Source organism: Microvirga aerilata, assembly GCF_016743775.1.
Taxonomy (GTDB): Bacteria; Pseudomonadota; Alphaproteobacteria; order Rhizobiales; family Beijerinckiaceae; genus Microvirga; species Microvirga aerilata.
In genome coordinates, this window is the sequence record NZ_JAEQMY010000003.1 from 17611 (window position 1) to 42285 (window position 24675).

Here is a 24675-nt window from a genome sequence, read left to right on the forward strand (position 1 = left end):
GTCCTCCCGGTTTGTTTGTCGTCGCTTTATGTCCTGGGCTTAACCTATGAAGGCGATTGCCGAAAGGTGACTGCAGGTCTTAGGGTCTGGATGAAACAAGGAATTGTGGAATGGCGCGTTTTGCCGGAACCGAATCGTATGTGGCCACCGAGGATCTCACGGTCGCCGTCAATGCGGCGATCACCCTGGAGCGCCCGCTTCTGGTGAAGGGCGAGCCCGGCACCGGCAAGTCGGTTCTGGCAGAGGAGATCGCCAGGAGCCTGAACGCGCCGCTGCTGACCTGGCACATCAAGTCCACCACCAAGGCCCAGCAGGGACTCTACGAATACGACGCGGTCTCCCGCCTGCGCGACAGCCAGCTCGGCGACCCCCGCGTGTCGGACATCAGCAACTACATCAGGCGCGGCAAGCTGTGGGAGGCTTTTCAAGCCGAGACCCGGCCGGTGCTGCTGATCGACGAGATCGACAAGGCGGATATCGAGTTCCCCAACGATCTCCTGCTCGAACTCGACCGCATGGAGTTCTTCGTCTACGAGACCGGGGAGACGGTGCGGGCGGCGCAACGCCCCATCGTCATCATCACCTCCAACAACGAGAAGGAGCTGCCGGACGCCTTTCTGCGCCGCTGCTTCTTCCACTACATCAAGTTCCCGGATCCCGAGACCATGGGCCGGATCGTCGAGGTGCATTACCCGGGCATCAAGCACCGGTTGGTCGAGGAAGCGCTGAAGATCTTCTTCGACGTGCGCCAGGTCCCGGGCCTGCGCAAGAAGCCCTCAACCTCCGAGCTGCTCGACTGGCTCAAGCTGCTCCTGTCGGAGGATATCGGCCCCGAGCAGCTGCGCGAGCGCGATACCCGCAAGCTCATCCCGCCGCTCCATGGGGCGCTGTTGAAGAACGAGCAGGATGTGAGCCTCTTCGAAAAGCTGGCCTTCATTGCCCGACGGGAAGGACGCTGATGCTTCGCCTCCTGCTTCTGCGCCACGCCAAGGCCGCATGGCCCTCAGGCACCTTGGATCTCGACCGACCTCTCGCAGGACGCGGCCAGGAGGCGGCGGCCCTGATGGGACGGTACCTGAAGGACGAGGGGCTCGAGCCCGATCTCGCCATCGTGTCCGCCGCCCGCCGGACGCAGGAAACCTGGGAGCGCGTTCAGCCCTTCCTGAGCGAGGTCGAAATGCGCCAGGACGGGCGGATCTACGAGGCGCCTGTCGGACGGCTTCTGGAGGTCGTCCGGGATGTGGAGCCCGAGATCCGCACCCTCCTGATGATCGGCCACAATCCCGGCTTCGAGGAGCTTGCCCGGTTTCTCATCAGCGAGGGCGACATGGACGGTCTTCTGCTGCTCGGCCAGAAATACCCGACCGCAGGTCTCTCGGTCATTGATTTCCCGTTGGAGAGCTGGGGCAAGGTCGGGCAAAAGACCGGGCGCCTGGAGCGCTTCGTGACGCCGAAGTCGCTGGGCAGCGGCGAGGACGACTAGGCGCTTGAGCGCTCCATCCCGATGAGACGCCGCCATCTCGGGTCGCGAGGGGATTGCGCCTGAGGCGGAAGCGGCCCCGGTCAGGCGGTCAGGCGGTCAGGAATGAACATATCGGCTTCACCATCGTTCTGCCTGAAACCTTCCTTCCAATCCTTACCCTCCTGCAGCAGGGGCTGATCCTCAGCATGGTGCCTCAGACCGTTTACGCGCTCGCTCTCGCGGTCCGCGCGCTCCTTCCCGGCAACTCGGACGAGGCAGCCAACGGCAATGCGCAGCCGAACGGGAGCATGCCGGCTCATGCGGCGCTATACCAGCCGGATACCCGCGAGGTCACCAACTGGCGCACCGAGGCCATGGATGCCCTGGAGCCCAAGCCGGTCGTGGCCATGGCGGCCCTGTTCAAGGCCGAGCGCCCCTTCGTCACCCGCTGCGTGAAGCTCAATAACTATTGGTGCATCAAGAGCGCACGATGGAACGGGGAGCTCGCCACCGACACCGAAGGCCATGTGGGCTTCGTCTCCGCCGATCACGGGGCCGATGCCGCCGCCAACCTGCTGCGGCGCTATTACATGGAGTACAAACGCAAATCCGCCTTGGACATCGTGCGCCGCTGGGCGCCGGCCGAATGCAATGTGGCGACGGGAATCGGCGGCGTGGCGATGCTGGCGGTGCGGGGCATCGGCGGCACGGTCCGGGCCCAGTATCTCGCCTCGCGCAAGCGGGGAGGGGGCAAATCCGGAGCGGCCGTGCGGTATACGGCGAAGGCCAGCCCGGGCGGCAAGCCCGGTCGGGTTTCCATGGTGATCTCGCTGGCGCCGAAGACGCCCCAGTTCCGGGTGCCGAGCATCGCCGCCGGCATGGGCGAGAAGCCGAAACCCGCCAAGCCGCCGGAGCCGCTTGTCGCGGCCCGCCGCAAACCGGTCCGCGAGCCGGCAGCGACCGCCTCGGCAGCCCCGAAACCTGCGCCCAAGGTGCAGGTGGCGGCTGCCTGCCCGTCGGAAGAGCAGCGCCACCGCAACTATGCCGGCCGGATGGTCGAGGGCCTGGGTTTGGGACCGGCCGATGACCTGAAACTGTTTGCCGAGGACGGCACCCCCCAGCCCAACCTGGTGCGCGTGATGCTGGCAATGTCGGCTTTCGAGCTGGGGGCGCTGCGCGCAAACCTCGACCTCGTTGAGGGAGCGGTTCGCCGGATGGCGGAGCGGATTGCGTTGGCGAAGGGTGGCGAGCCTTAGAAAATTTTCAGGGCAGCCTATTGTCCTCAAGGTAGCTCCCTGTGCGATCCTGCCGCACCTCTCCGTTCAGAGAGTTGCATGGGGGCAAGATGTCCCCTGAAACAGACACATTCCTTTGTGCGATTGCAGGATCAGCTATGGCCGCGCCTGTCCTTTGGGGCTCCGAATTTACCGTCGATCTCAAGAGCACGGAAGGCGTGCAAGAAGAAACGTCGGTGATCGCTTTCGCCGATGGGAGCTTCCTTGCAGTCTGGACCGACCGTGAGGCAGGTGGCGATATCGTCGGTCAGTTCCTTGCGGCGGATGGAACGCATAAGGGAGAAGCATTCCTCGTCACCAGTTCCCCTACTGGAGATCAAGGAGCGCCGCAGGCGGCGCTCCTGAGCGGCGGCCGTTATGTGGTGGCCTGGAGCAGCGGCGGCGGTGCCGATGAAGTTGGCGTTTGGGCTCGTATCTTCAGCCCGCAGGGACAGGGCGGCAACGACATATATGTCGGCAACACCGGCGTTCCAGCAAATCCGCTGCTCTCCGTTTCTGCCCTAGGCGAGGGTTTTGTTGTCGCCTATGCGTATACAGAATCTTTCTTCAATCCGTTGCATGTCTACGCCCATGTCTTCGATCCGAGCGGAGTCGCCGTAGGCTCGAGAATCAAGGTCAACGGAGCGGGGGGCAAGGCTGCCTTCAAATCCGATGTGGTGGCGCTGGACAATGGTCAGTATGCGGTTTTCTTCGAGGGAGAAGAATACGCAGGTGATCGGGATGGGGACATCCGTTGTCGCGTACTCTCGGCAACCGGCGAAGAGATTGTGCCTGAATTTCGGGTACCAGCTACTCTCGCAGGTTCGCAGTCGTCACCCAGTGCCGCCCGGCTGGCCGATGGCCGTATTGCCGTTGTCTGGGAGCATGGGGATGCGACGACGGGGGACCACTCTGGATATTCCATCAGGGCGCGCGTCATCAATCCGGAGGGCTGGGCGTCTGGGCCGGAGTTTCAGGTCAATCTCATGACCGTCGGGAATCAGGGCAATCCTCAGCTGACAGCGCTGGCGGACGGCGGGTTTGCCGTCACATACCGTCATGTGCCTGATCCCCTCAACGGAGGAGGCGAAGATATCCGCATCGCCTGTTTTGATGCCAACGGCACGACCCGTGGCGAGATCAGGGTGACCGCAGATAGCCGTGCGTCTGAGCCGACCATGACTGCGCTCGCCGATGGCCGGCTTCTCGTCACATGGACCATGTGGTCAAGTGATGATCCGGATAATCCCAAATCCGACATTCGCGCTCAGATCGTCGATCCACGCAGCAGGGGAGTGGACCTCGCCGGCACGTCCGGTGACGATCACTACGTCGGTTCAACCTTCGCTGACAGCCTGAACGGAGGCAGCGGCCACGATCATCTGAGAGGTGCGGGCGGCAACGATATCCTCACGGGCGGGATCGGGGCCGATACCCTTAATGGTGGTGCGGGAGCAGACACCATGTCAGGCTCTGCAGGTAATGACACATATGTCATCGATGCGCTGGATAGGATTATCGAAACGCCTGATGGCGGGATCGACACAGTCCAAAGCTCTGCGAGCTACACCCTTGGAGAATACCTGGAGCATCTCACTGCGACGGGGCAGGTGGCCATGACCCTCACGGGCAATGCACTTGGTAATGTCATTAAGGGCAATGCGGCCGCCAATACTCTCGATGGCGGCGCCGGCGCGGATTACCTTCTGGGCGGGGCAGGGCACGATACTTATGTTGTGGATGGCGGCGATCAGATCACTGAGCTTGCCGGCGAGGGAAGCGACACTATCCTGACGGGCACTTCGTGGATCCTGGGAACGCATTTTGAGCACCTGACGGCCACCGGATCGGCCGCGGTCAACCTGACCGGCAACGAGCTCGACAACGTTCTGACCGGCAATGCGAGCGCCAACGCTCTCGACGGACTGGCCGGCAACGACACGATCGTGGGCGGCGGCGACGCGGACGCCATGACGGGCGGCGTGGGCAACGACCTCATCTATGTCGATCATGCCGGCGATGTGGTGGTCGGGCAGGCCGGCCAGGGCAGCGACACGGTGATGGTCAACACCGCCGCCTATGCGCTCAGCGCCGGGGCCGAGGTGGAGACCCTGGTGGCCGGTGTCGGGGCGGTGAGCCTCACGGCGTCCGACTTTGCCAACACGGTGACCGGCAACGCCTTGAGCAACAGCCTGTGGGGCCTTGCCGGCAACGACCGGATCACGGCGGGATCGGGCAACGACAAGGTGTATGGCGGCCTGGGCAACGACACGCTCTACGGCGAAGGCGGCAAGGACATCTTCGTGTTCGACACCAAGCTGAACAAGAGCACCAACGTGGACCGGGTCGAGGACTTCAGCTCCCGCGAGGACGGGTTCCATCTGGAGAACCGGATCTTCACCAAGCTGGGGGCGGGCTCGATTTCCAAGCCGAAGAAGTTCAACTCGGACATGTTCGTCGAGGGCAAGAAGGCGCAGGACCGGGAGGACCGGATCGTCTACGACAAGAAGACGGGCGCCTTGTACTACGACCAGGACGGCACCGGCTCCAAGGCGCAGGTGAAGATCGCCACCCTCGATAAGAACCTGAAGATCTTCTACCACGACTTCTTCGTCATCTAAGTCGTTGAACCGACGAGAGCGCCCGCCGCCGATGAGCGGCGGGCGCTTCGTTTTTACTGCACGTCCGGCATGAATGCCCGCACTGTCAGACCCGGAAGCGCGCTCCTGCTTGGCAATTGGCCTCGGCACCCCCATCTGAACCCGAACGCCAACAACGTTCGGGTTCCCGGTGCCACTTCTGTCTGATCTTGCCTCCCGCGCCGGGTCCGCTGCGCAATCGCTCTGGGAGGCCTCCGGCCAGCTCGTTCAGCCCTCCCTTCGCCTCGGCGTCACGGGGCTCGCCCGCTCCGGCAAAACGGTCTTCACGACCGCGCTGGTGCATCATCTGACGCGAGGTACGAGCCTTCCGGCCTTCCGGGCTTCCGCCGAGGGGCGGATCCGGCGGGCGCATCTGGCGCATCAGCCGGACGATGCGGTTCCACGCTTTCCCTATGAAGAACATATGGCGGCCCTCACGGAGAGCCGGCGCTGGCCGCAATCCACCAACCGCATCAGCGAACTGCGGGTGGACATCGATTACGAGCGCAAGGGGGGCTGGCGCACGGGTCCCGCATCGCTTGCCCTCGACATCGTGGATTACCCGGGCGAATGGCTGCTCGACCTTGCACTTCTCGATGCAGGCTATGCGGAATGGTCCCGGCAGACCGTGGAGGCAAGCCGCAAGCGCGATCGGGCACCGGTTGCGGGCCGCTGGCACGAGGCCCTGAAAACTCTCGATCCGTCAGGGTCCGCCGACGAACTGCTCGCGTCGAAAGCGAGCGAGGCCTTCAAGGATTATCTCACCGCCCTGCGCGCCGGATCGGAGGCGGTGGCGACGACCCCGCCCGGGCGCTTCCTCATGCCGGGGGACCTGGCGGGATCGCCCGCGCTTACCTTCGCGCCGCTCGATCTCCCTCAGGGGCATGCAATCGAGCCGGGAAGCTTCGCGGCCCTCATGGAGCGGCGCTTCGAGGCCTACAAGACCCATGTGGTGAGGCCCTTCTTCCGCGATCACTTCCAGCGCATCGACCGGCAGATCGTGCTGGTGGACGTGCTGGCCGCCATCGATGCCGGGCCGGTGGCGCTGGCCGAGCTGGAGGATGCGTTGGATCAGGTGCTCATGTCGTTCCGGACGGGGCGCAACACCTTGCTGTCCCGCCTGTTCTCGCCCCGGGCCGACCGGGTCCTGTTCGCCGCCACCAAGGCCGACCACATCCACCATACGGATCACGACCGGCTCGACGCCATCCTGCGGTTTCTCGTGAACCGCGCCTCGCGCCGGACCGAGGCCGCGGGGGCTCGGGTCGGCACGGTGGCGCTCGCTTCTGTGCGCGCCACCCGGGAGACCACCATCCGCGAGGGCCGCGAGACACTTCGCGCAGTGGCGGGAGTGCCGGAGGCAGGCGAGCGGGTCGGCGACGACATCTTCGACGGCGAAGCGGAGGCGGCCATCTTTCCGGGCGAGCTGCCGGAGAGCGCGGAGGCGGTCTTCCAGGGCGCCGTGCCGCCGGGCTCGTTCCGCTTCCCGCGCTTCAGGCCGCCCAGGCTGCCGATGGATGCGGCAGGCCGCATGGCCAAGATGCCCCATATCCGCCTCGACCGCGCCCTTGAATTCCTGTTGGGGGATCGTTTCACATGAGCCGTCAACCTCGTGCCTATCGTCTCGACGATCCGAATGTTGCCGCCGGCGCCGTGCAGGTGACGGAGGAGCCCTTCGATGCCATCGAGGCCGCCGATGGCGTCGTGGTGCCCATGGGGGAGAAGCGCCGCGCTCCCTGGCTCGGCATTCTCCTCTCGGCCCTGTCGGGTCTTGTCCTTCTCGGGCTGGGGCTGGCCGTCGAGAGCCTGATCGTCGATCTGTACCGGATCGCCCCCTGGCTCGGCTGGGTGGCGCTGGCGCTTGCCGTGCTGGCGGTGCTCGCCTTCCTGGCCATCATCGGGCGCGAGGTGTCGGGCATCTGGCGGGAGCAGAAGATCGAAAGCCTGCGCGAGGCCGCGATCGATGCGCTCGCGGTCAAGGACCACAAGGCGGCCAAGAGCATCGTTTCCGATCTTCTGAGCCTTTACGGAGGCAGGGCGGCGGCGGCTCAGGGCAGCGCCCGCCTTCGCGGCCTGACGGACGAGATCATCGATGCGGATGACCGCCTCGCCATCGCCGAGCGCGAGCTGCTGGCGCCTCTCGACGCCCAGGCCAAGCGCGCGATCGCAGGTGCAGCCAAGCAGGTGTCCCTCGTCACGGCCGTCAGCCCACGGGCCATCGTCGACGTGGCCTTCGTGATCTTCGCGGCGGTGCGCCTGTTGCGGACCCTGTCCCGCATCTATGGCGGCAGGCCCGGCCTGTTCGGCTTCCTGCGGCTGGCCAAGGCCGCCTTCAACCACCTGGCCATCACCGGCGGCATGGCTGTGGGCGACAGCCTCATGCAGCAGGTGCTGGGCCTGGGGCTTGCCGCGCGGATCTCGGCCAAGCTCGGAGAAGGGGTTCTGAACGGGCTCATGACCGCCCGCTTCGGCCTGGCCGCCCTGTCCGTCTGCCGGCCGCTTCCCTTCATCCGTGAGGAGACGCCCAAGATCGGCGACGTGGCGGGAGAATTGATCAGCCGCGCAGAGGCCGTTGCCGCTCAATAAGGGTGCGGCAAATCGTTCTAGCTGGGCTTTTCCGCCTACCTCCGAAGTCTTAGACAAATCGATGACGCTTAATCTCGTTGTCGCGGACCCTGCTTGCCTATATAGGGGCGCCACGGTTCATCGGGGAAGAACGGCTGAACATGACAGATAGCGTGATTGATGAGGGTTACCGTCCGACAGAAGACGAGCCCTTCATGAATGAGCGGCAGAGGGAGTATTTCAGGCGCAAGCTGATCCGTTGGAAGCACGATATCCTCAAAGAGGCTCAGGAAACCCTCGCTACCTTGCAGAGCGAGAACGAGAATCATCCTGACCTTGCGGATCGCGCTTCTTCGGAAACGGACCGGGCCATCGAACTTCGCGCCAGGGACCGTCAGCGCAAGCTGATCGCCAAAATCGATGCCGCGCTCTCGCGGATCGAGGATGGCAGCTACGGCTACTGCGAGGATACGGGTGATCCGATCTCTCTCAAGCGCCTGGAGGCTCGTCCCATTGCAACCCTGTCCCTCGAAGCGCAGGAGCGCCATGAGAGGAACGAGCGGGTCTACCGGGACGACTGACGGCCCTCTGCCAAAAATCGACAGCGAGAAATCGAAAGGGCTCCGCAAGCGGAGCCCTTTTCCTTTGACCTGCCGGGTTTTGACAAGGAGGCGGCCGAGCGCCTCAGCTCTTCTTGGAAGGATCGAGCGGACGCCCGAGCAGGCGGGCGAACTCCGCCTCGATGTCCTCGACGGAGAAGGGATCGGAGGCCTTCTCGGACGCCGCAGGCGCCTCCCTGGTCCGGGGAGGCAAGGGCGCCGTTACGGATGGCGGAGGCGGAGCCGGGCGAACCGGCTCGATGGCAGGCGTCTCTGTCCGGGGAGCCGCCTCAGGCTCTTCCCTGGAGTCCTCGTCGTCCATGGCGGCATCGTAGAGGCCTACGGGCTCATCGCCCGCCGGAGTTGCATCGGGTCCGAGAAGGTCGTCCTCGTCCGAAACATCCTCATGCACCACAGGGGAAGCAACGGGCGCTGGAGCGACCGGAGCGACCGGAGCGGCGGGAGACGGCGAAACAGGGCTCGCAGGGCGCTTCAAGGCCTCTTCCAGCTGCTTGGCCATATCCGACAGGAGGCCGGCATCGGGCGCGGGCCGTTCGGCCGGGGGCGGCGCGTCGGGAACAATGGGCTGCGGCTCGCGAACGGGCTCGGGATGCACCGGTGCCGGGGACGGCATCGGCGGCATGGGCGTAGGCCTTGACTGGAACGGGGGAGGCGTCACCGCCGGGCGAGGCTCCGGACGCTCCACGACCGGGTTGGGAGCCGGTGGAGTGGTGGGGGCAACGGATGTTCTGGCCTCCGCGCGCAGTCCCTGGATTGCCGGGGTTGCGGATACGGCGACCGCATCGGGCTTCAGCACGGGTTCCGGACGGGCCGGAACCGGTGCGCTGACGGCCGCCACGGGCGCGAGCTCTTCGGCTGCATCCGACTCCTCGGAGGGCCGCCGCACGAAGGAGCCGAGTTGCGCTGCGAGCTGGCTCTCGATGGACGGCCGCCCGGAGGGTTCGACCTGGGGAGGGCGCGGGGCCTGCTCCAGGACGGGGTCCAGGCGCTCCATGCCGGTATCGTTGGAGGCCGCGGGAGCACGGGCCCCGGCAACGCGTACGATGTTGGTTTCGATCACCACGTCATTGGGGCCGCCGATGAGCAGAAGGTGTTCGACATTGTCGCGACGGAGCAGGAGAAGCTGCCGCTGCCGGTCGAGATCGTAGACGTCGACGATGCCGAGCCGCGGCTGCCGGCTGCGGCCGCGATCGCTGCCGGGCATCATCAGGCGTGCGCCCGTGAGCTTGCGGAAGACTACACCGAACAGCACGAGCAGGATCAGGATGATCGCAAAGGCGATCGCGAATTGGACCGCCCGTGACGCTTCGATACCAAAAAGAGATGACACGATGAACTCTCAAGCGTTGTGCAGGCCTCTGCAGGCCAGTTCTGTGTTGGTTGTACCACAATGGCCGCCAAAGCGAGCCGCAAGGTTAACAGATGGTTAACGCCGCAGCCCTGGAGCCCGGGCGTGTCGAGCAGGGACCATCCCCGACGTTCCGTCCAAGATGGGTCTGTTTGCCTTTTCATCAAGGAAAACAAGGTTTCCATTTGGCGATGCTGCCTGGTGAAATCCCATGCGGGGCATGAACCGCTTGCGCTGGTCGCCGCTGCCGCCTTAGAGGTCAATCAAGAATTTGCGTGTAGTATGATCGGCAAAGATCGAGCGGTTGGCCGCAATCCTGCAGCCGGTGCCGTCAGGCACATCCGCCTCCCTGAAGGATGTTGGTATTCCATGGCTTATGAGGGCGATACGCCAAAGGGTTCGGCCATCGACCGTTCTGACCGTCAGGGCCATATCGGGTGGGTCCTTCTCCTGGCCACCCTCCTCGTGGGCGCGACCCTGAGCCTGCGGTATCTTGGAATGCAACAGGCTCAGCCGCTGATCCTGGGACTGCTGGCCTTCTTCGCCATGGCGGGCGTCTTCTTCCTCTTCGCCATGGCCATCGGCGTGGTTCAGTTCGCAGGCAAAACCACCCGCAACGACATTACGAAACTCATTTCGGATACGTCCGGCGACGGCCTTGTGGTGATCGAGGACGACGGTCGGATCATCTACGCCAACGAGGCCTATCTGTTCCTGGCCGGGTCGCAGGGCGGCGACGTGCGGCCGGTCGAGCGCCTCTTCATGGGAGCGCCGGAGGTGTCGGAGGCGATCTACCGGCTGGCGCAGGCCGCCCGCGAGCACCGCACAGGCACGGAGGAAATTCGCCTGTCTCCCTCCCTGGACGGTGTGCAGGAATTCGGCTGGTACCGCGTCCGGGTGCGTCCCGTGCCCCGTCCCGGCGGGCGGCAGGCGGCTCTCTGGGCCATCGCCGAGGTCACTCACGAGCGGGAGCGCCAGGAGAACGTCTTCCAGGAACTGCAGCATGCCATCGACTATCTCGATCATGCCCCTGCGGGCTTTCTGTCCATCGATCCCGACGGCTCCATCATCTATCTGAACGCGACGCTCGCCTCCTGGCTCGACTACGACCTCGCGCAGGTCGGCTCCGGCGGCTTGAACCTCGCCGACATCGTGCCGCGCAACGTGGTGGCGATGATGACCTCCTTCTCAGGGGAACCGGGCAGCGTTCGCACGGAAACCTTCGATCTGGACCTGCGCCGCCGCAACGGTCAGTTCCTGCCCGTGCGCCTTTATCATCGCATCGCCTTCGGCCAGGATGGCCGGATGGGAGCCTCCCGGACCCTCGTCCTCAACCGGTCGGCCGGGGGAGAGGTGCACGAGGGGCAGCGGGCCGCCGAGGTGCGTTTCGCCCGGTTCTTCAACAACACTCCCATTGCCATCGCGACGGTCAATCAGGCGGGACGGATCGTCCATGCGAACGCGCCGTTCTCCAAGCTGTTCGGCACGTTGCCCCGCACGGGGGAGGGGGCAGGGGACGGGCCTTCCATTCTCGATGCGTTCGGTGACCGCGGGCCCATCGAGGCAGCCCTGAAGGCCGCTGCGGAGAACCGAGGGGATATTCCACCCCTCGAGCTCCAGACGGCGGGCGAGAGCGGGGGCTCCGTCAGGGTTTGGGTGACGCCTGTGGGCGATACCGGGGCGGACGGCGAGACGTCGATCCTCTACGCGCTGGACACCACGGATTTCCGGAAGGTCGAGGAGCAGCTGGCCCAATCCCAGAAGATGAATGCCGTGGGCCAACTCGCGGGCGGCGTGGCGCACGATTTCAACAACGTGCTGCAGGCCATCATCGGCTACAGCGACCTGCTGCTCGCCAACCACCGGCCGACCGACCCGTCCTTCCAGGACATCATGCAGATCAAGCAGAACGCGAACCGGGCCGCGAGCCTGGTGCGCCAGCTTCTGGCCTTCTCCCGCCGCCAGACCCTGCGGCCGGAGGTTCTGAACCTCAACGACCGGCTCTACGACCTTTCCATGCTGCTGAAGCGCCTTCTGGGCGAGCGCGTGGAGCTGGATCTCGGTCACGGCCGCGATCTGTGGTTCGTGAAGGCGGACGTGAACCAGTTCGAGCAGGTGGTCGTGAACCTGGCGGTCAATGCGCGTGACGCCATGCCGAACGGCGGCAAGCTCGCGATCCGCACGGCCAATGTGACGGCGGCCGAGGCCGCCCGCCTGAACGTGAGCGCCATGCCGCCTGCCGACTACGTGGTGGTCGAGGTGTCCGATACGGGCTCGGGCATGACGCCCGAGGTTCTCGAGAAGATCTTCGAGCCCTTCTTCACCACCAAGGAGGTAGGCAAGGGCACGGGACTGGGCCTGTCCACGGTTTTCGGCATCGTCAAGCAGTCGGGCGGCTATATCGACGTGGATTCGAGACCCGGCGAGGGAACGACCTTCCGCATCTACCTGCCCCGGCATGTTCCGGCTGTTCAGGAGATGCCCGAGGAGGTCAAGCCCGAAGCTGCCAAGAAGCCCGCTGCCGACATGACGGGGCAGGGTACGATCCTCCTCGTGGAAGACGAGGATCCGGTGCGGGCCGTGAACGCCCGCGCGCTTTCCGCCCGCGGCTACACGGTGCTGGAGGCGGCCTCCGGCATCGAGGCCATGGAGATCATCGAGCAGCGCGGCGCGCCGGTCGATCTCGTGGTCTCCGACGTGGTCATGCCGGAAATGGACGGCCCGACCCTGCTGGGCGAGTTGCGCAAGCTCTACCCGGACCTCAAGGTGATCTTCGTCTCCGGCTATGCCGAAGAGGCCTTCCGCAAGAACCTGCCCGAGGGCGAGGAATTCAACTTCCTGCCAAAGCCCTTCAGCCTGCGCCAGCTGGTCGAGACCGTGAAGCAGGTGATTGGGCAATAAGACATTGTTTTCATAGGGTCTTTTCGCTGCGGCATTCTGGCCCGCGAAAGGACTGTGAATTCTCCGGTGAGAACGGAAAATGAACTTGTAAATGAGAACAAATTGAGTACATATAAACTCTCAATAGCGCGTTGAGATTCACTCTTCCTCCTGCCATAAGGATGTTAGGTCATGTCACAGTCCTCCTTGAGACTGGTGGAAAGCTCATCAATGGATAAAGAAAAAACCAAAGCTCTCGACGCAGCGCTCTCCCAGATCGAGCGCGCCTTCGGCAAGGGCTCGATCATGCGGCTCGGCAAAGGCCAGCAACCCGTGGAGATCGAAACCGTTTCGACGGGTTCCCTCGGCCTCGATATCGCGCTCGGCGTGGGCGGTCTGCCCCGCGGCCGCATCATCGAGATCTACGGGCCGGAATCCTCGGGCAAGACCACCCTGGCGCTGCACACCATCGCAGAGGCCCAGAAGAAGGGCGGCGTCTGCGCCTTCGTGGACGCGGAGCACGCTCTCGATCCGGTCTATGCCCGTAAGCTCGGCGTCAATCTGGACGATCTTCTGATCTCCCAGCCCGACACGGGCGAGCAGGCGCTCGAGATCTCCGACACTCTGGTGCGCTCCGGCGCGGTCGACGTGCTGGTCATCGACTCGGTGGCGGCGCTGACGCCGAAGGCAGAGCTCGACGGCGAGATGGGCGACGTTCAACCCGGTCTCCAGGCTCGCCTCATGAGCCAGGCCTTGCGCAAGCTCACCGGCTCGATCTCCCGGTCGAAGACCATGGTGATCTTCATCAACCAGATCCGCATGAAGATCGGCGTCATGTACGGAAGCCCTGAGACCACGACGGGCGGCAACGCCCTGAAGTTCTATGCGTCCGTGCGCCTCGACATTCGCCGCGTCTCGACCCTGAAGGATCGCGACGATCCGATCGGAAACTCGGTTCGCGTGAAGGTCGTCAAGAACAAGGTCGCTCCGCCCTTCAAGCAGGTCGAGTTCGACATCATGTTCGGCGAAGGCGTCTCGAAGGTGGGCGAGCTCATCGACCTCGGCGTCAAGGCCGGCATCGTCGAGAAGTCCGGCGCCTGGTTCTCCTATGACAGCCAGCGCCTGGGGCAGGGCCGCGAGAACTCGAAGCAGTTCCTGCGCGACAACCCCGAGGTGGCCGACAAGATCGAGGGTCTCATCCGCCAGAATGCCGGCCTGATCGCCGACCGCATCCTGGAGCAGGCGACCCCGACCGCCGACGATCTGGACGAAGGTTCCGCCGAGTAAGCTTTTGCTCTCCTTCAAGGGCAAACGAAAGGCCGTCGCGAGAGATCGCGGCGGTCTTTTTGTTTGTTCTTCTCACAGAGCGTCATCTCGGGGCTGCGGAGCAGAACCTGTGGTCGTCAGATGGGAATGGCGCTGGAACCCTCCTGCCCCATTAGCCTCGGGCTTGCCCGGGACTTGTCTTGACGATGCGCAAGCCGGGAACACCCGACTTGCGGTGGGGAGGAGTGGGAGGTGTGAGCGATAGCCTATGAAGGCGAGGCGCTGGCACCCCCACTCGGTCGCTGCCGCGACTACCCCTCCCCACACAGCGGAGGGAACATGCGCTCCACTCGTCCAACGATCCCGGATCGGCTTCGCCGTCCGGGATGACAGGAGGTGAGGGGCATTGGGCCGGGCATATCCAACGCTTAAGCCTTCAGCGCGAAACGCCGCCTCGACAGCAAAGGCGCGGACGGTTAAAACCGGCCTCCACTAAGACATTGATCAGCCGTCGCGGCTCTTTGCATCCGAGTTTGAAACCCCATGACCCGAAACACCCTCTCCGGCGTCAACGATATCCGGTCGGCCTTCCTCGATTACTTCGCCAAGAACGGTCATGAAGCCGTGGCCTCGAGCCCGCTCGTGCCGCGCAACGACCCGACCCTGATGTTCACGAATGCCGGCATGGTGCAGTTCAAGAACGTCTTCACCGGTGTGGAGAAGCGCCCCTATACCCGTGCGACCACGTCCCAGAAATGCGTGCGCGCCGGCGGCAAGCACAACGATCTCGACAATGTGGGCTACACGGCGCGCCACCACACCTTCTTCGAGATGCTGGGCAACTTCTCCTTCGGCGACTACTTCAAGGCGGAGGCCATCGAGCTCGCCTGGAACCTGATCACCAAGGAGTTCGACCTGCCTAAGGAGAAGCTCCTCGTCACGGTCTATCACACGGACGACGAGGCGGCGGACCTGTGGAAGAAGATCGCCGGGTTCTCGGATTCCAAGATCATCCGCATCCCGACTTCGGACAATTTCTGGCAGATGGGCGACACCGGCCCCTGCGGCCCATGCTCGGAGATCTTCATCGACCAGGGCGAGTCACTCTGGGGCGGCCCTCCCGGCAGTCCGGAGGAGGATGGAGACCGGTTCCTGGAGTTCTGGAACCTCGTCTTCATGCAGTACGAGCAGATCGAGCCCGGCAATCGCATCGCTCTCCCGAAGCCCTCCATCGATACCGGCATGGGCCTGGAGCGCATGGCGGCGATCCTGCAAGGGGTGCATTCGAACTACGACACGGATCTGTTCCGCACGCTTATCGAGGCGGTGGCTCACGCGACGGGCGTGGCTCCAGAGGGCGACCGCAAGGCCTCGCACCGGATCATCGCCGATCACCTGCGCACCTCGTGCTTCCTGGTTGCCGACGGCGTGCTGCCGTCGAACGAGGGCCGCGGCTACGTGCTCCGCCGCATCATGCGCCGCGCCATGCGCCATGCGCAGTTGCTGGGCGCCCGCGATCCGCTCATGTACCGCCTCGTGCCCGCTCTCGTGCGCGAGATGGGGCAGGCTTATCCTGAGCTCATCCGGGCCGAGGCGCTGATCGTCGAAACGTTGAGGCTCGAAGAAACCCGCTTCCGCAAGACCCTGGAGCGCGGCCTCTCGATCCTCGACGAGGAGACCCGCTCGCTGTCGAAGGGCCAGAACCTCTCCGGCGACACGGCCTTCACCCTCTACGACACCTACGGCTTCCCGCTCGATCTCACCCAGGACGCTCTGAAGCCCCGCGGCATCGGCGTTGACACGGAGGCGTTCGACGCGGCCATGCAGCGCCAGCGCGAGAAGGCTCGCGCGGCGTGGTCCGGCTCGGGCGAGGCGGCGACCGAGACCGTATGGTTCGGCGTCAGGGAGCGCACCGGCGCCACCGAGTTCCTGGGCTACGACACGGAAAGCGCCGAGGGCATCGTTCTGGCCCTGCTGAAGGATGGCCAGGAGGTTCAAGAGCTGAAGGCCGGTGAGAAGGGCCTCGTGGTGCTCAACCAGACGCCCTTCTATGGGGAGTCCGGCGGTCAGGTCGGCGATACCGGCATCATGCAGGGCGAAGGCGCGCGCGTGCTGGTGACCGGCACCGAGAAGAAGCTCGGTGACCTCTTCGTGCATCATGCGACGGTGGAGCACGGCTCCCTTAAGCTCAACCAGGCCCTGGAACTGGTCGTGGACCATGCGCGCCGCTCGGCCGTGCGCTCCAACCACTCGGCCACCCACCTGCTGCACGAGGCCCTGCGCCAGGTGCTTGGCGACCACGTGGCCCAGAAGGGCTCGCTGGTCGCGCCCGACCGGCTGCGCTTCGACTTCAGCCACCCGAAGCCCATCGACGACGGTGAGCTGGCGCAGGTGGAGGAGATCGCCAACAGGGTGCTGCTCCAGAACGAGCCGGTCGTCACCAAGCTCATGGCCGTGGATGAAGCCATCGAGTCCGGCGCCCGCGCGCTCTTCGGAGAGAAATACGGCGATGAGGTTCGCGTCGTCTCCATGGGTAGGGGCGATGGCAGCAAGGCTTTCTCGGTGGAGCTCTGCGGCGGCACGCACGTGAACCGCACGGGCGACATCGGCGTGGTCACCATCGTGGGCGAGGCCGCGGTTGCCGCAGGCGTCCGTCGCCTTGAGGCCATGACGGGCGAGGCCGCCCGGCGCTACCTCGCCGAGGAAAGCCGCAAGCTGCGCGAGGTTGCAAACATCCTGAAGACGCCGGTCGACGAGGTATCCTCGCGCCTGACGGCTCTTCTGGAGGAGCGCCGCAAGCTGGAGCGCGATCTGGCCGAGGCCCGCCGCAAGCTCGCCATGGGGGGTGGCACGGGCGGCGGCGATCCGATCCGCGATGTGGGCGGCATCAAGCTCATGGCCCGCGCCGTGACCGGGGTCGAGATGAAGGACCTCAAGAGCCTCGCCGACGAGGGCAAGAAGCGCCTCGGCTCCGGCGTCGTCGCCATCATCGGCGTGGCGGAGGACGGCAAGGCCGGCATCGTGGTGGGCGTCACGGAAGACCTGACATCCAAGGTCGATGCGGTCGCTCTCGTGCGTGTCGGCTCCGAGAAGCTCGGCGGCAAGGGCGGTGGCGGTCGCCGCGACATGGCCCAGGCCGGCGGTCCCGATGGGGCCCAGGCCGAAGCAGCGCTCGATGCCATCGAGGCGGCTCTGGCGGCCGCTTAAGGAAAGGTGCCATCCCGGACGGCGAAAGCCGATCCGGGATCGCCTGAGGGGAGAGGCGCGTTCGTCGGCACGCGCCAGTTCGGACATCAGTTTCTCGTAATTCTCCAGACGGTGTTCGACAGGTCGTCGGCGACGATCAGAGCGCCCCGTGGATCCACCGTCACCCCGACCGGCCGCCCCCGCGTATTGCCATCATCGACCAGGAAGCCGGACACGAAGTCGATTGGTTCGCCGGCAGGGCGGCCGTCGCGGAATGGCACGAAGATCACCTTGTAACCGACCGGTACGCTGCGATTCCAGCTGCCATGCTCGCCGACGAACACACCCTCGGCGAATTCCGGCCCCATGGCGGGGGACGAGAAAGAAACGCCGAGCGCCGCCACATGGGAGCCCAAGCCATAGTCCGGACGGATCGCTGCCGCGACCTTCGCGGGATCCTGCGGTTGCGCGCGCGGGTCGACGTTCTGGCCCCAATAGCTGTAGGGCCATCCGTAGAAGCCGCCCTCACGTACTGACGTCAAATAATCAGGAACGAGGTTGGGGCCGATTTCATCCCGTTCGTTCACCACCGCCCAGAGCTGTCCCGTTCCCGGCTGAACCGCAAGAGCCGTGGGGTTGCGCAGACCGGTCGCGTAAGGCTTGTGCGCGCCCGTCTGCGCATCGATCTGCCAAACCATGGCCCGGTCCTCCTCAGCATCCATCCCGCGCTCGGTGATGTTGCTGTTGGACCCGATGCCCACATAGAGAAAGCGCCCATCGGCGCTCGCGGTCATCGCCTTCGTCCAGTGGTGGTTGATCACCGCGGGCAGATCCGTGACCTTCGTCGGCGGCCCGCTCGCCTGGGCCTGGCCGTCACGATAGTCGAAGCGCACCAGCGCATCTTGGTTGGCGACGTAAATAGAGCCGTTGACCAGCGCGAGGCCGTAGGGCGCATTGAGGTTGTCGGCGAAAACGCCCTGCATCTCATAAGTGCCGTCGCCATTGCCGTCACGCAGCAGCGTCAACCGATTGCCCCCTTTGACCGAAGTCTTGCCGAGGCTCTTGATGAACCCAGCGATCAGGTCCTTGGGGCGCAGCGTCGGCGCGTAGCCGCCCGATCCCTCCGCCACCAGAATGTCGCCGTTGGGAAGGACGAGAGTCTGGCGCGGGATCTTGAGATCGGTGGCAATGGGTTGAATCTTGTAGCCTGGCGGCACTTTGGGAAGATCATTGCCCCACTGGGCCGGCCTCGGGATCTTCATGGAGGGCAGCAGCCCGCGCTGCGGCTCGGGCAGGTTCGGGTTGGCGCCATATTGCGGCGGCTCAGGCTCGCTGTTGCAGGCGGAAAGGGCGAGCGCCAGGGTGCCGATCAGAAGGGACGAGCGGATCATTTCACCTCTCCGGCATGAAACCCGGAATATCCGATCCAGGCTGCAGCGAGGGCCAGGAGCGCCGTGATCGCCGACAGATAGAGGCCCTCCGGCATGGTCGCCCAGGCGTCCTTGGCATGGACAAGGGCGTTGACGAAGCCGAGCCCCCACATGGCGAGCAGCACGACGAAATACACGGCCAGCCGCCCCTTGCGCGCCGTTCCCCTGCGAAAGAGATTGATAAACGCCCAAAGCAGGGCGAAGCCGCCGACGAGCAACCCGCCGGCAATGAGCCAGGACGAGAAATTGGCCCATTGGATGTGGAAGCTCGACCGATAAGCGAGATCGCTCGCCAGCGCGCCCAGGAACAGAGGAAGCGGAAAAGCCAGAAGAATGGCGTGAAGGGGATGGAGCGGCCTCACGCGACCTGGACTGGATACAACAACCAAGGCACTTTCCCTCTCGTTCCTGATCCAGCCGCACCTGGCAAAGCTATCGGATCAATGCATGAGCAGTCGGTAGGTTTCGAACCTAGGGCCTGGAAAGAGAGAGACTGGCGGCAAGCTTCAATCGTGGTCCGGATGCTGGCGGGACGTCATGCGCTTCAGTTCCTCCGGCGAAGCGCCGTCCTCCGTCCGCTCGCCAGGGAACGTATGCAGCATTTCGAAGGCCGGGAGTCTGCTCTCGATCCCGTATTGAATCTCGGGCGTGACCCGGCTGGGATCGTCGAGGCTGCCGATCGAGACGGTGATGCGGTCCCGGTCTACGTAAGCGAAGGTCAGCGGCGTGCCGCAGTCCGGGCAAAACCCACGCTCCACGGCCGCCGAACTCTTGAAGAAAGCGGGCTCACCCTTCGTCCAGACCAGATCCTTGCGCGGCACGCCGGTGAGCGGCGCGAAGTAATTGCCGAAGGCCTTCTGGCACATGCGGCAGTGGCAGATGCTGGCATGGGTCGGCTCGGACATCAGCGCATACCGCACCGCGCCGCACTGGCAGCCCCCGGCCATGACTGGTGTCGCATCGTCCCTCAAGGGCTCGCTCCCTCTCGCAACCGTCAGAACTGCCGGCAAGGAGACAGTGTTACTTAGGTCGCTTCGGCCACAGGTCAAACGGCGGCAATGGGAGTTCGGGCGGATCGTCCTTGAAGACCCCATACGGGCTCAAGCGGTGCACGCGAATGCGGTTCCAGATCAGTGGAGCGTGGTTTCGAGGCTCAGCGAATGCAGGAGGCTTCCTTCAGGGCAAACGATGTCGAGACGCCAGCCGCTCCAGTCCTTGATGGACCTATCCAGCTCGTACCGCAGTTCGTCGGCAGCCTGCTGGGCCTGCAGTTTTGCAGCCTGCAGATCGGAAACCTCGACCCCCGTATCGTCGAGGATCTCATCATAGTCTTTAAAAAGGTGGAAGTAGCAGCGCATCTGGTATCCTTCCAGCCTCCAGCTGCTGGATGACGCTTCCTAACGACCTTCCTCCGGAAAGTGAATAGGCCCATCAGGCTACTTGACCACGCCCTCATTCGTGGCAACTCCGATGAGCAACAGGCGAGTCAGCCTTGAGAGCCGCAAAAGAAAACGGCCGGGATCGACCCGGCCGTCCGCAATTCCAGGGTGGGCAGGGTTTTAGGCCGCCATCGCCTTCTTGAGGTTCTCGTCGATCTTGTCGAGGAAGCCGGTGGTGGAGAGCCACTTCTGCTCGGCGCCGACGAGCAGCGCGAGGTCCTTGGTCATGTAGCCGGCCTCGACCGTGTCCACGCAGACCTTCTCGAGGGTCTGGGCGAAGCGGGCGAGTTCCTCGTTGTTGTCGAGCTTGGCGCGGTGCGCGAGGCCGCGGGTCCAGGCGAAGATCGACGCGATGGAGTTGGTCGAGGTCTCCTTGCCCTTCTGGTGCTCGCGGTAGTGACGGGTCACGGTGCCGTGGGCGGCTTCCGCCTCGACGGTCTGGCCGTCCGGCGTCATGAGCACGGAGGTCATGAGGCCTAAGCTGCCGAAGCCCTGGGCGACCGTGTCGGACTGCACGTCGCCGTCGTAGTTCTTGCACGCCCACACATAGCCGCCCGACCACTTGAGGGCCGAGGCCACCATGTCGTCGATGAGGCGGTGCTCGTAGTGAATGCCGGCGGCGTCGAACTTCGCCTTGAATTCGTTGTCGTAGATCTCCTGGAAGATGTCCTTGAAGCGGCCGTCATAGGCCTTGAGGATCGTGTTCTTCGTGGAGAGATAGACCGGGTACTTGCGGTTCAGGCCGTAGTTGAACGAGGCGCGGGCGAAGTCGCGGATCGACTCGTCCAGGTTGTACATGCCCATGGCGACGCCGGCGTCCGGGAACTTGAAGATTTCCTTCTCGATGACCGTGCCGTCCTCACCCTCGAACTTGATCGTCAGGCGGCCCTTGCCGGGCACCTTGAAGTCCGTGGCCTTGTACTGGTCGCCGAAGGCGTGGCGGCCGACGATGATCGGCTGGGTCCAGCCGGGCACGAGGCGCGGCACGTTCTTGCAGATGATGGGCTCGCGGAAGATCACGCCGCCCAGGATGTTGCGGATGGTGCCGTTGGGCGACTTCCACATGTCCTTGAGCTTGAACTCCTCGACGCGGGCCTCGTCCGGCGTGATGGTGGCGCACTTCACGCCCACGCCGTACTTCTTGATGGCCTCGGCGGCCTCGACGGTGACCTTGTCGCCCGTGGCGTCGCGGTGCTCGACGCCGAGATCGTAGTACTTCAGGTCGAGGTCGAGATAGGGGTGGATCAGCTTGTCTTTGATGAACTGCCAAATGATGCGGGTCATCTCGTCGCCGTCGAGCTCGACGACCGGATTGGCAACCTTGATCTTCGCCATGATCTCACCTTGCGCTTAGGAACTAAAACGGGCCTGCCGTCCAGCAGGCTGGTTGCCGGGGCTATAGCGCGGTTACGGCCAAGGGGGAAGGGCGGAGGATCAAAGGATTTCAGCGCTGCCGAAGGTTGCGCTCGGTTTTTTGAGGTTCCGTGCAGAGCGTGGCGCTGAAGAGCGAGTTCGCGGTGGCGGCCTTGCTTCGCACCGTCTCGGGGACCTTGCGGCTTTTGACCAGAGCCGCTGTTGCCTGGAGAAAGGCCCTGTCGCAGGAGCAGGCTCCCCGGCCGACGCGCTCGTAGCACAGATCGTGAGCCCGGCATGCGGCATCGAAGGCGTCCACGGGAGCGGCCCGGTTCGCGTCGCCGGCGCCGCACCAGTTCCCATGAAAGAGGGGCCTTGCCGCTTCAGGGGGCGTTCCAACCAGGGGTGCGGCCTGGACTGTTCCGGCGATCAGGAAGAGCAGGCAGAAAACTCCCGTACAGGATCGCGATCCGGGCACTTTGGAACTCCGCAGAACCGAAGCTGTGATGCTATGACATACAGCGTACAGGAAATAAGAGACATTGATGGGTTTGAGTTCCCTTTAGGAGAAAAGAACCACGTCGCGTGTGCTGCCGCACGGAAAGGCAAGCTTATCCGTAGTTCAGATCTCTCCATTCCGAAGGGATCCCCAAGGTCATCTGAGGCCAAAGCAGGCCGAGGACCTTGTGGGGATTACCTTTCGGGGTTGTGTCCAAACATAAGGGGAGCTGACATGCGTCTTGCTATTATTCTCGGGGCGGCTGCTTTGGTTCTGGCGGGCTGCCAGACGACCGAGCAATCCATGGCCAACGCCGAATCCGTTTGCCAGGAGACCGGCCTGAAGCCTGGCACGAAGACCTATACCCGGTGCGTCAACGCCGGCTACCGCAACAACGTCGCCCAGTCGAACGCGGCCGCCAACCAGGCCGCCGCAGGTGCTGCGGTGGGTGTGGTCGGCGGCGCCGTGCTCGGTGCGGCGGTTGCGCGCCCGCACTACTACTGTGGCTGGGGCTGCTGGTAGGCATTGGCGTCAAAAGATTTCTTGAAGGCCAAGGCGCCTCCTCGACGGCATCGTCGGGGAGGCTTTTTTCTGCTGGGAAAGCACCGATGACGCGCACTTCCCATCGGGTCTAGCCGTGCTGCTTGCTTTGGCGGTATGGGAGTGGCATCCGCCGCCTTCGCTCGAGCCCTCAGACATACGAAATGACCCGTCCAATCATCATCCTCGTGGAACCCCAGCTGGCCGAGAACATCGGCATGGTAGCCCGGGCCATGGCCAATTTCGGCCTCTCTGAGCTGCGCCTGGTGTCGCCGCGCAACGGCTGGCCCAAGAAGGGCGCACACTCGGCCGCATCCGGCGCAACCCACATCCTGGAAGGCGCGAAGCTCTACGACACCGCGCGCGAGGCCATTGCCGATCTGAACTTCGTGTTTGCCACCACGGCCCGGGAGCGCGGGCAGATGAAGCGGGTCTTTGGGCCGGATGCCGCCATGACGGAGGCTCAAAAGAGGCTTGGGTCGGGGCAGGGCGTCGGCATCCTGTTCGGGCGGGAGCGCACGGGGCTCGAAAACGACGAGGTGTCCCTGGCGGACGCCATCATCACCTTTCCGGTCGACCCGAAATTCTCGTCCCTCAACCTGGCGCAGGCCGTCCTGCTCGTCTCGTACGAGTGGTACAAGCTCGCCACCGGAGGCGCGTTGCCTTTCGCGGGCGGCATGATCTCCCCGCCGGCAACTCGGGAATCGGTGACGTCCTTCTTCGACTATATCGAAGCCGAACTTGAGGCGGTGAACTTCTACCCCGAGGACAAGAAGCCGATCATGGCCCGGAACATGCGGGACATCTTCCACCGCCTCGCAATGACCGAACAGGAGGTGCGCACCCTGCGCGGGGCGATTCGTGCCCTTGCGGAGGGTCGCCGGTTGAGAAAACCTTAAGCAAATCGTGGTTTTGTGACGGTTGGGCTCTATCTGCCCGTTTGTACATAGAGTTCGAGACCACGATGCGCCGCTCCCTGCTGCCTGTCCTGCTCCTAGGCGTCTGCTTTGCCGCCCCCTGGGCTCGCGCGGCGACGCCGCCGCAGCAGCCTGAGCAGGGGCCCGGCGGACGGGATTATAAATCCGCCGAGGTGGTCAAGCGGGCGGTCGGTACGGCGAGCGAGGGCACTTTCGTGTTCCATGGAGCCGATGCTCCCGCCAGGCCTCGCCCTGTCGTGATCTTTCTCCATTCCTGGGGCGCAACCAACCCTGGTCTTTACGGGGGCTGGATCGAGCACCTCGCCCGCAAGGGCAATCTCGTCCTCTTCCCCCGTTTCCAGGAGGTCAACCGCTCCCGCCCTGCCGATGCCTCGAACCTTGCCGAGGACTTGATCCGGAGCGCCTTGTCGGCGCTTGCGGAGGACGCGAACGCCAAGCCCGATCGGGAGCGCGTGGCGTTCATAGGCCATTCGGCAGGCGTGCCGCTCGCGCTCAACCTCGCGGCCGGCGTGAGTTCCGGAAAGGTACCGGCGCCCAAGCTGATCTTCGGCCTCATGCCGGGCGGCATCGCCTCCAACGAGAAGGAGCGCGGCATTCTCCTGCAGGATCTCTCGACCATCGATCCTGCGACCCTGATCATCACCATGAGCGGGGACCGGGATTACTTGCCGAGCGACCGAGCCTCCCGCCTGCTTCTTCAGGGCGCCACGGCCGTTCCGGCGACCCGCAAGCTTTTCATGCGGGCAGGCTCCGACGACCACGGCTTTCCGGCGATCTCGGCCACTCTCGCATCCCCAGGCTCGCCGAAAGCCGACTACGACGCCTCGGCCATCAAGCTGCCGCCCGATCCGCCGCGCGATCCCAAGCAGAAAAGCACCTGGCGCTGGAGCGCCGACATGGCGCTCAGCGGTCCCCAGACCATCCTGACGCAGCAGCTCGGCAACAACGGGACCGATACCATCGATTACCTGGCTTACTGGAAGACCTTCGACATGGCGGCCGAGGCGGCCTTCGCGGGCAAGGATGCCGCCGCTCTCACGCGGGATCCGAAGTTCGTCGACATGGGCACCTGGAGCGACGGCTGGCCCGTGCGCCGCCTTTCCGCGCAACTCCCGAAAGTGGAGGGGCAGGAGAACAAGCCCGAGCCTGGGCCGCGCCGCAGGCTGAACATGGCGCCGCCGGAAACCCAGCAGGGCCTTTCCAACTTCTTGATCCAGCTCCGCTCTTGAGGCGCGC

The 24675-nt window shown here is 64.5% G+C and carries 20 protein-coding genes; 13 read left to right on the forward strand and 7 right to left on the reverse strand.

Annotation, left to right across the window (positions count from 1 at the left end):
- The first annotated feature begins 110 nt into the window (after positions 1–110).
- From JKG68_RS02915 to dksA, 7 genes are all read left to right on the forward strand, one after another.
- Complete coding sequence (locus tag JKG68_RS02915) at positions 111–959, forward strand: AAA family ATPase (RefSeq protein WP_202055714.1); 849 nt, start codon at positions 111–113, stop codon at positions 957–959.
- The gene (locus tag JKG68_RS02920) at positions 959–1483 is read left to right on the forward strand and encodes a SixA phosphatase family protein (protein ID WP_202055716.1); all 525 of its coding nucleotides are present in this window, start codon (positions 959–961) and stop codon (positions 1481–1483) included. Before JKG68_RS02915 ends, JKG68_RS02920 begins: the two co-directional genes overlap by 1 nt.
- A gap of 53 nt (positions 1484–1536) precedes the next feature.
- Positions 1537–2718 carry a hypothetical protein gene (locus JKG68_RS02925; RefSeq protein WP_202055718.1) on the forward strand — a complete coding sequence of 394 codons (1182 nt, stop codon included), beginning with the start codon at positions 1537–1539 and terminating at the stop codon, positions 2716–2718.
- 137 nt (positions 2719–2855) lie between these two features.
- Positions 2856–5357 (forward strand): calcium-binding protein, encoded by a 2502-nt coding sequence (locus JKG68_RS02930; protein ID WP_202055721.1) that lies wholly within the window; start codon positions 2856–2858, stop codon positions 5355–5357.
- 169 nt (positions 5358–5526) lie between these two features.
- Positions 5527–6975: a YcjX family GTP-binding protein gene (locus JKG68_RS02935; protein WP_202055723.1), complete on the forward strand. Its 1449-nt coding sequence runs from the start codon at positions 5527–5529 to the stop codon at positions 6973–6975.
- Positions 6972–7961 carry a YcjF family protein gene (locus tag JKG68_RS02940; protein ID WP_202055724.1) on the forward strand — a complete coding sequence of 330 codons (990 nt, stop codon included), beginning with the start codon at positions 6972–6974 and terminating at the stop codon, positions 7959–7961. The genes JKG68_RS02935 and JKG68_RS02940 overlap by 4 nt, the downstream gene beginning before the upstream one ends.
- 140 nt (positions 7962–8101) lie before the next feature.
- Positions 8102–8521: an RNA polymerase-binding protein DksA gene (gene dksA / locus JKG68_RS02945; protein ID WP_202055729.1), complete on the forward strand. Its 420-nt coding sequence runs from the start codon at positions 8102–8104 to the stop codon at positions 8519–8521.
- 103 nt (positions 8522–8624) lie between these two features.
- On the opposite strand, the gene JKG68_RS02950 is transcribed toward dksA, so the two are convergent.
- On the reverse strand, positions 8625–9890 hold the full coding sequence (locus tag JKG68_RS02950; protein ID WP_210346201.1) for a hypothetical protein: 1266 nt from the start codon (positions 9888–9890) through the stop codon (positions 8625–8627).
- 387 nt (positions 9891–10277) lie between these two features.
- Here JKG68_RS02950 and cckA point away from each other — a divergent pair, with 387 nt between their 5' ends.
- The 3 genes from cckA (at position 10278) to alaS (ending at position 17261) form a co-directional block, all read left to right on the forward strand.
- Positions 10278–12809 carry a cell cycle histidine kinase CckA gene (cckA, locus tag JKG68_RS02955; RefSeq protein WP_202055730.1) on the forward strand — a complete coding sequence of 844 codons (2532 nt, stop codon included), beginning with the start codon at positions 10278–10280 and terminating at the stop codon, positions 12807–12809.
- A 171-nt stretch (positions 12810–12980) separates the two neighbouring features.
- Complete coding sequence (gene recA / locus JKG68_RS02960) at positions 12981–14075, forward strand: recombinase RecA (RefSeq protein WP_202055732.1); 1095 nt, start codon at positions 12981–12983, stop codon at positions 14073–14075.
- Between the two features lie 522 nt (positions 14076–14597).
- Positions 14598–17261, forward strand: a complete 2664-nt coding sequence (alaS, locus tag JKG68_RS02965) for an alanine--tRNA ligase (RefSeq protein ID WP_202055733.1) — start codon at positions 14598–14600, stop codon at positions 17259–17261.
- 86 nt (positions 17262–17347) lie between these two features.
- On the opposite strand, the gene JKG68_RS02970 is transcribed toward alaS, so the two are convergent.
- From JKG68_RS02970 to JKG68_RS02995, 6 genes are all read right to left on the reverse strand, one after another.
- The gene (locus tag JKG68_RS02970) at positions 17348–18631 is read right to left on the reverse strand and encodes a PQQ-dependent sugar dehydrogenase (protein WP_202055734.1); all 1284 of its coding nucleotides are present in this window, start codon (positions 18629–18631) and stop codon (positions 17348–17350) included.
- A complete protein-coding gene (locus JKG68_RS02975; RefSeq protein ID WP_202055735.1) occupies positions 18628–19059 on the reverse strand; it encodes a DUF2231 domain-containing protein in 432 nt (143 codons plus the stop codon). The genes JKG68_RS02970 and JKG68_RS02975 overlap by 4 nt, the downstream gene beginning before the upstream one ends.
- A gap of 117 nt (positions 19060–19176) precedes the next feature.
- The gene (locus JKG68_RS02980) at positions 19177–19641 is read right to left on the reverse strand and encodes a GFA family protein (RefSeq protein WP_246515042.1); all 465 of its coding nucleotides are present in this window, start codon (positions 19639–19641) and stop codon (positions 19177–19179) included.
- Between the two features lie 159 nt (positions 19642–19800).
- A complete protein-coding gene (locus JKG68_RS02985; RefSeq protein WP_202055737.1) occupies positions 19801–20028 on the reverse strand; it encodes a DUF6894 family protein in 228 nt (75 codons plus the stop codon).
- A gap of 201 nt (positions 20029–20229) precedes the next feature.
- The gene (locus tag JKG68_RS02990) at positions 20230–21444 is read right to left on the reverse strand and encodes an NADP-dependent isocitrate dehydrogenase (protein WP_202055738.1); all 1215 of its coding nucleotides are present in this window, start codon (positions 21442–21444) and stop codon (positions 20230–20232) included.
- 109 nt (positions 21445–21553) lie between these two features.
- The gene (locus JKG68_RS02995; protein ID WP_202055739.1) at positions 21554–21940 is read right to left on the reverse strand and encodes a phospholipase A2 family protein; all 387 of its coding nucleotides are present in this window, start codon (positions 21938–21940) and stop codon (positions 21554–21556) included.
- Between the two features lie 255 nt (positions 21941–22195).
- On the opposite strand from JKG68_RS02995, the gene JKG68_RS03000 reads away from it, so the two are divergent.
- From JKG68_RS03000 to JKG68_RS03010, 3 genes are all read left to right on the forward strand, one after another.
- On the forward strand, positions 22196–22483 hold the full coding sequence (locus tag JKG68_RS03000) for a hypothetical protein (protein WP_202055740.1): 288 nt from the start codon (positions 22196–22198) through the stop codon (positions 22481–22483).
- A 182-nt stretch (positions 22484–22665) separates the two neighbouring features.
- Entirely contained in the window at positions 22666–23400 is a 735-nt protein-coding gene (locus tag JKG68_RS03005) for an RNA methyltransferase (RefSeq protein WP_202055741.1), read from the forward strand.
- Positions 23401–23465: 65 nt separating this feature from the next.
- A complete protein-coding gene (locus tag JKG68_RS03010) occupies positions 23466–24668 on the forward strand; it encodes an alpha/beta hydrolase family protein (RefSeq protein ID WP_202055742.1) in 1203 nt (400 codons plus the stop codon).
- Positions 24669–24675 lie beyond the last annotated feature (7 nt).

Bases quoted from the DNA above. Each gene is read 5' to 3' on its own strand.
- JKG68_RS02915 (WP_202055714.1), top strand. From the start codon at position 111: ATGGCGCGTTTTGCCGGAACCGAATCGTATGTGGCCACCGAGGATCTC.
- JKG68_RS03000 (WP_202055740.1), top strand. From the start codon at position 22,196: ATGCGTCTTGCTATTATTCTCGGGGCGGCTGCTTTGGTTCTGGCGGGC.
- JKG68_RS02930 (WP_202055721.1), top strand. From the start codon at position 2,856: ATGGCCGCGCCTGTCCTTTGGGGCTCCGAATTTACCGTCGATCTCAAG.
- alaS (WP_202055733.1), top strand. From the start codon at position 14,598: ATGACCCGAAACACCCTCTCCGGCGTCAACGATATCCGGTCGGCCTTC.
- JKG68_RS03005 (WP_202055741.1), top strand. From the start codon at position 22,666: ATGACCCGTCCAATCATCATCCTCGTGGAACCCCAGCTGGCCGAGAAC.
- JKG68_RS02920 (WP_202055716.1), top strand. From the start codon at position 959: ATGCTTCGCCTCCTGCTTCTGCGCCACGCCAAGGCCGCATGGCCCTCA.
- cckA (WP_202055730.1), top strand. From the start codon at position 10,278: ATGGCTTATGAGGGCGATACGCCAAAGGGTTCGGCCATCGACCGTTCT.
- dksA (WP_202055729.1), top strand. From the start codon at position 8,102: ATGACAGATAGCGTGATTGATGAGGGTTACCGTCCGACAGAAGACGAG.
- JKG68_RS02985 (WP_202055737.1), bottom strand. From the start codon at position 20,028: ATGCGCTGCTACTTCCACCTTTTTAAAGACTATGATGAGATCCTCGAC.
- JKG68_RS03010 (WP_202055742.1), top strand. From the start codon at position 23,466: ATGCGCCGCTCCCTGCTGCCTGTCCTGCTCCTAGGCGTCTGCTTTGCC.
- JKG68_RS02970 (WP_202055734.1), bottom strand. From the start codon at position 18,631: ATGATCCGCTCGTCCCTTCTGATCGGCACCCTGGCGCTCGCCCTTTCC.
- JKG68_RS02990 (WP_202055738.1), bottom strand. From the start codon at position 21,444: ATGGCGAAGATCAAGGTTGCCAATCCGGTCGTCGAGCTCGACGGCGAC.
- JKG68_RS02940 (WP_202055724.1), top strand. From the start codon at position 6,972: ATGAGCCGTCAACCTCGTGCCTATCGTCTCGACGATCCGAATGTTGCC.
- recA (WP_202055732.1), top strand. From the start codon at position 12,981: ATGTCACAGTCCTCCTTGAGACTGGTGGAAAGCTCATCAATGGATAAA.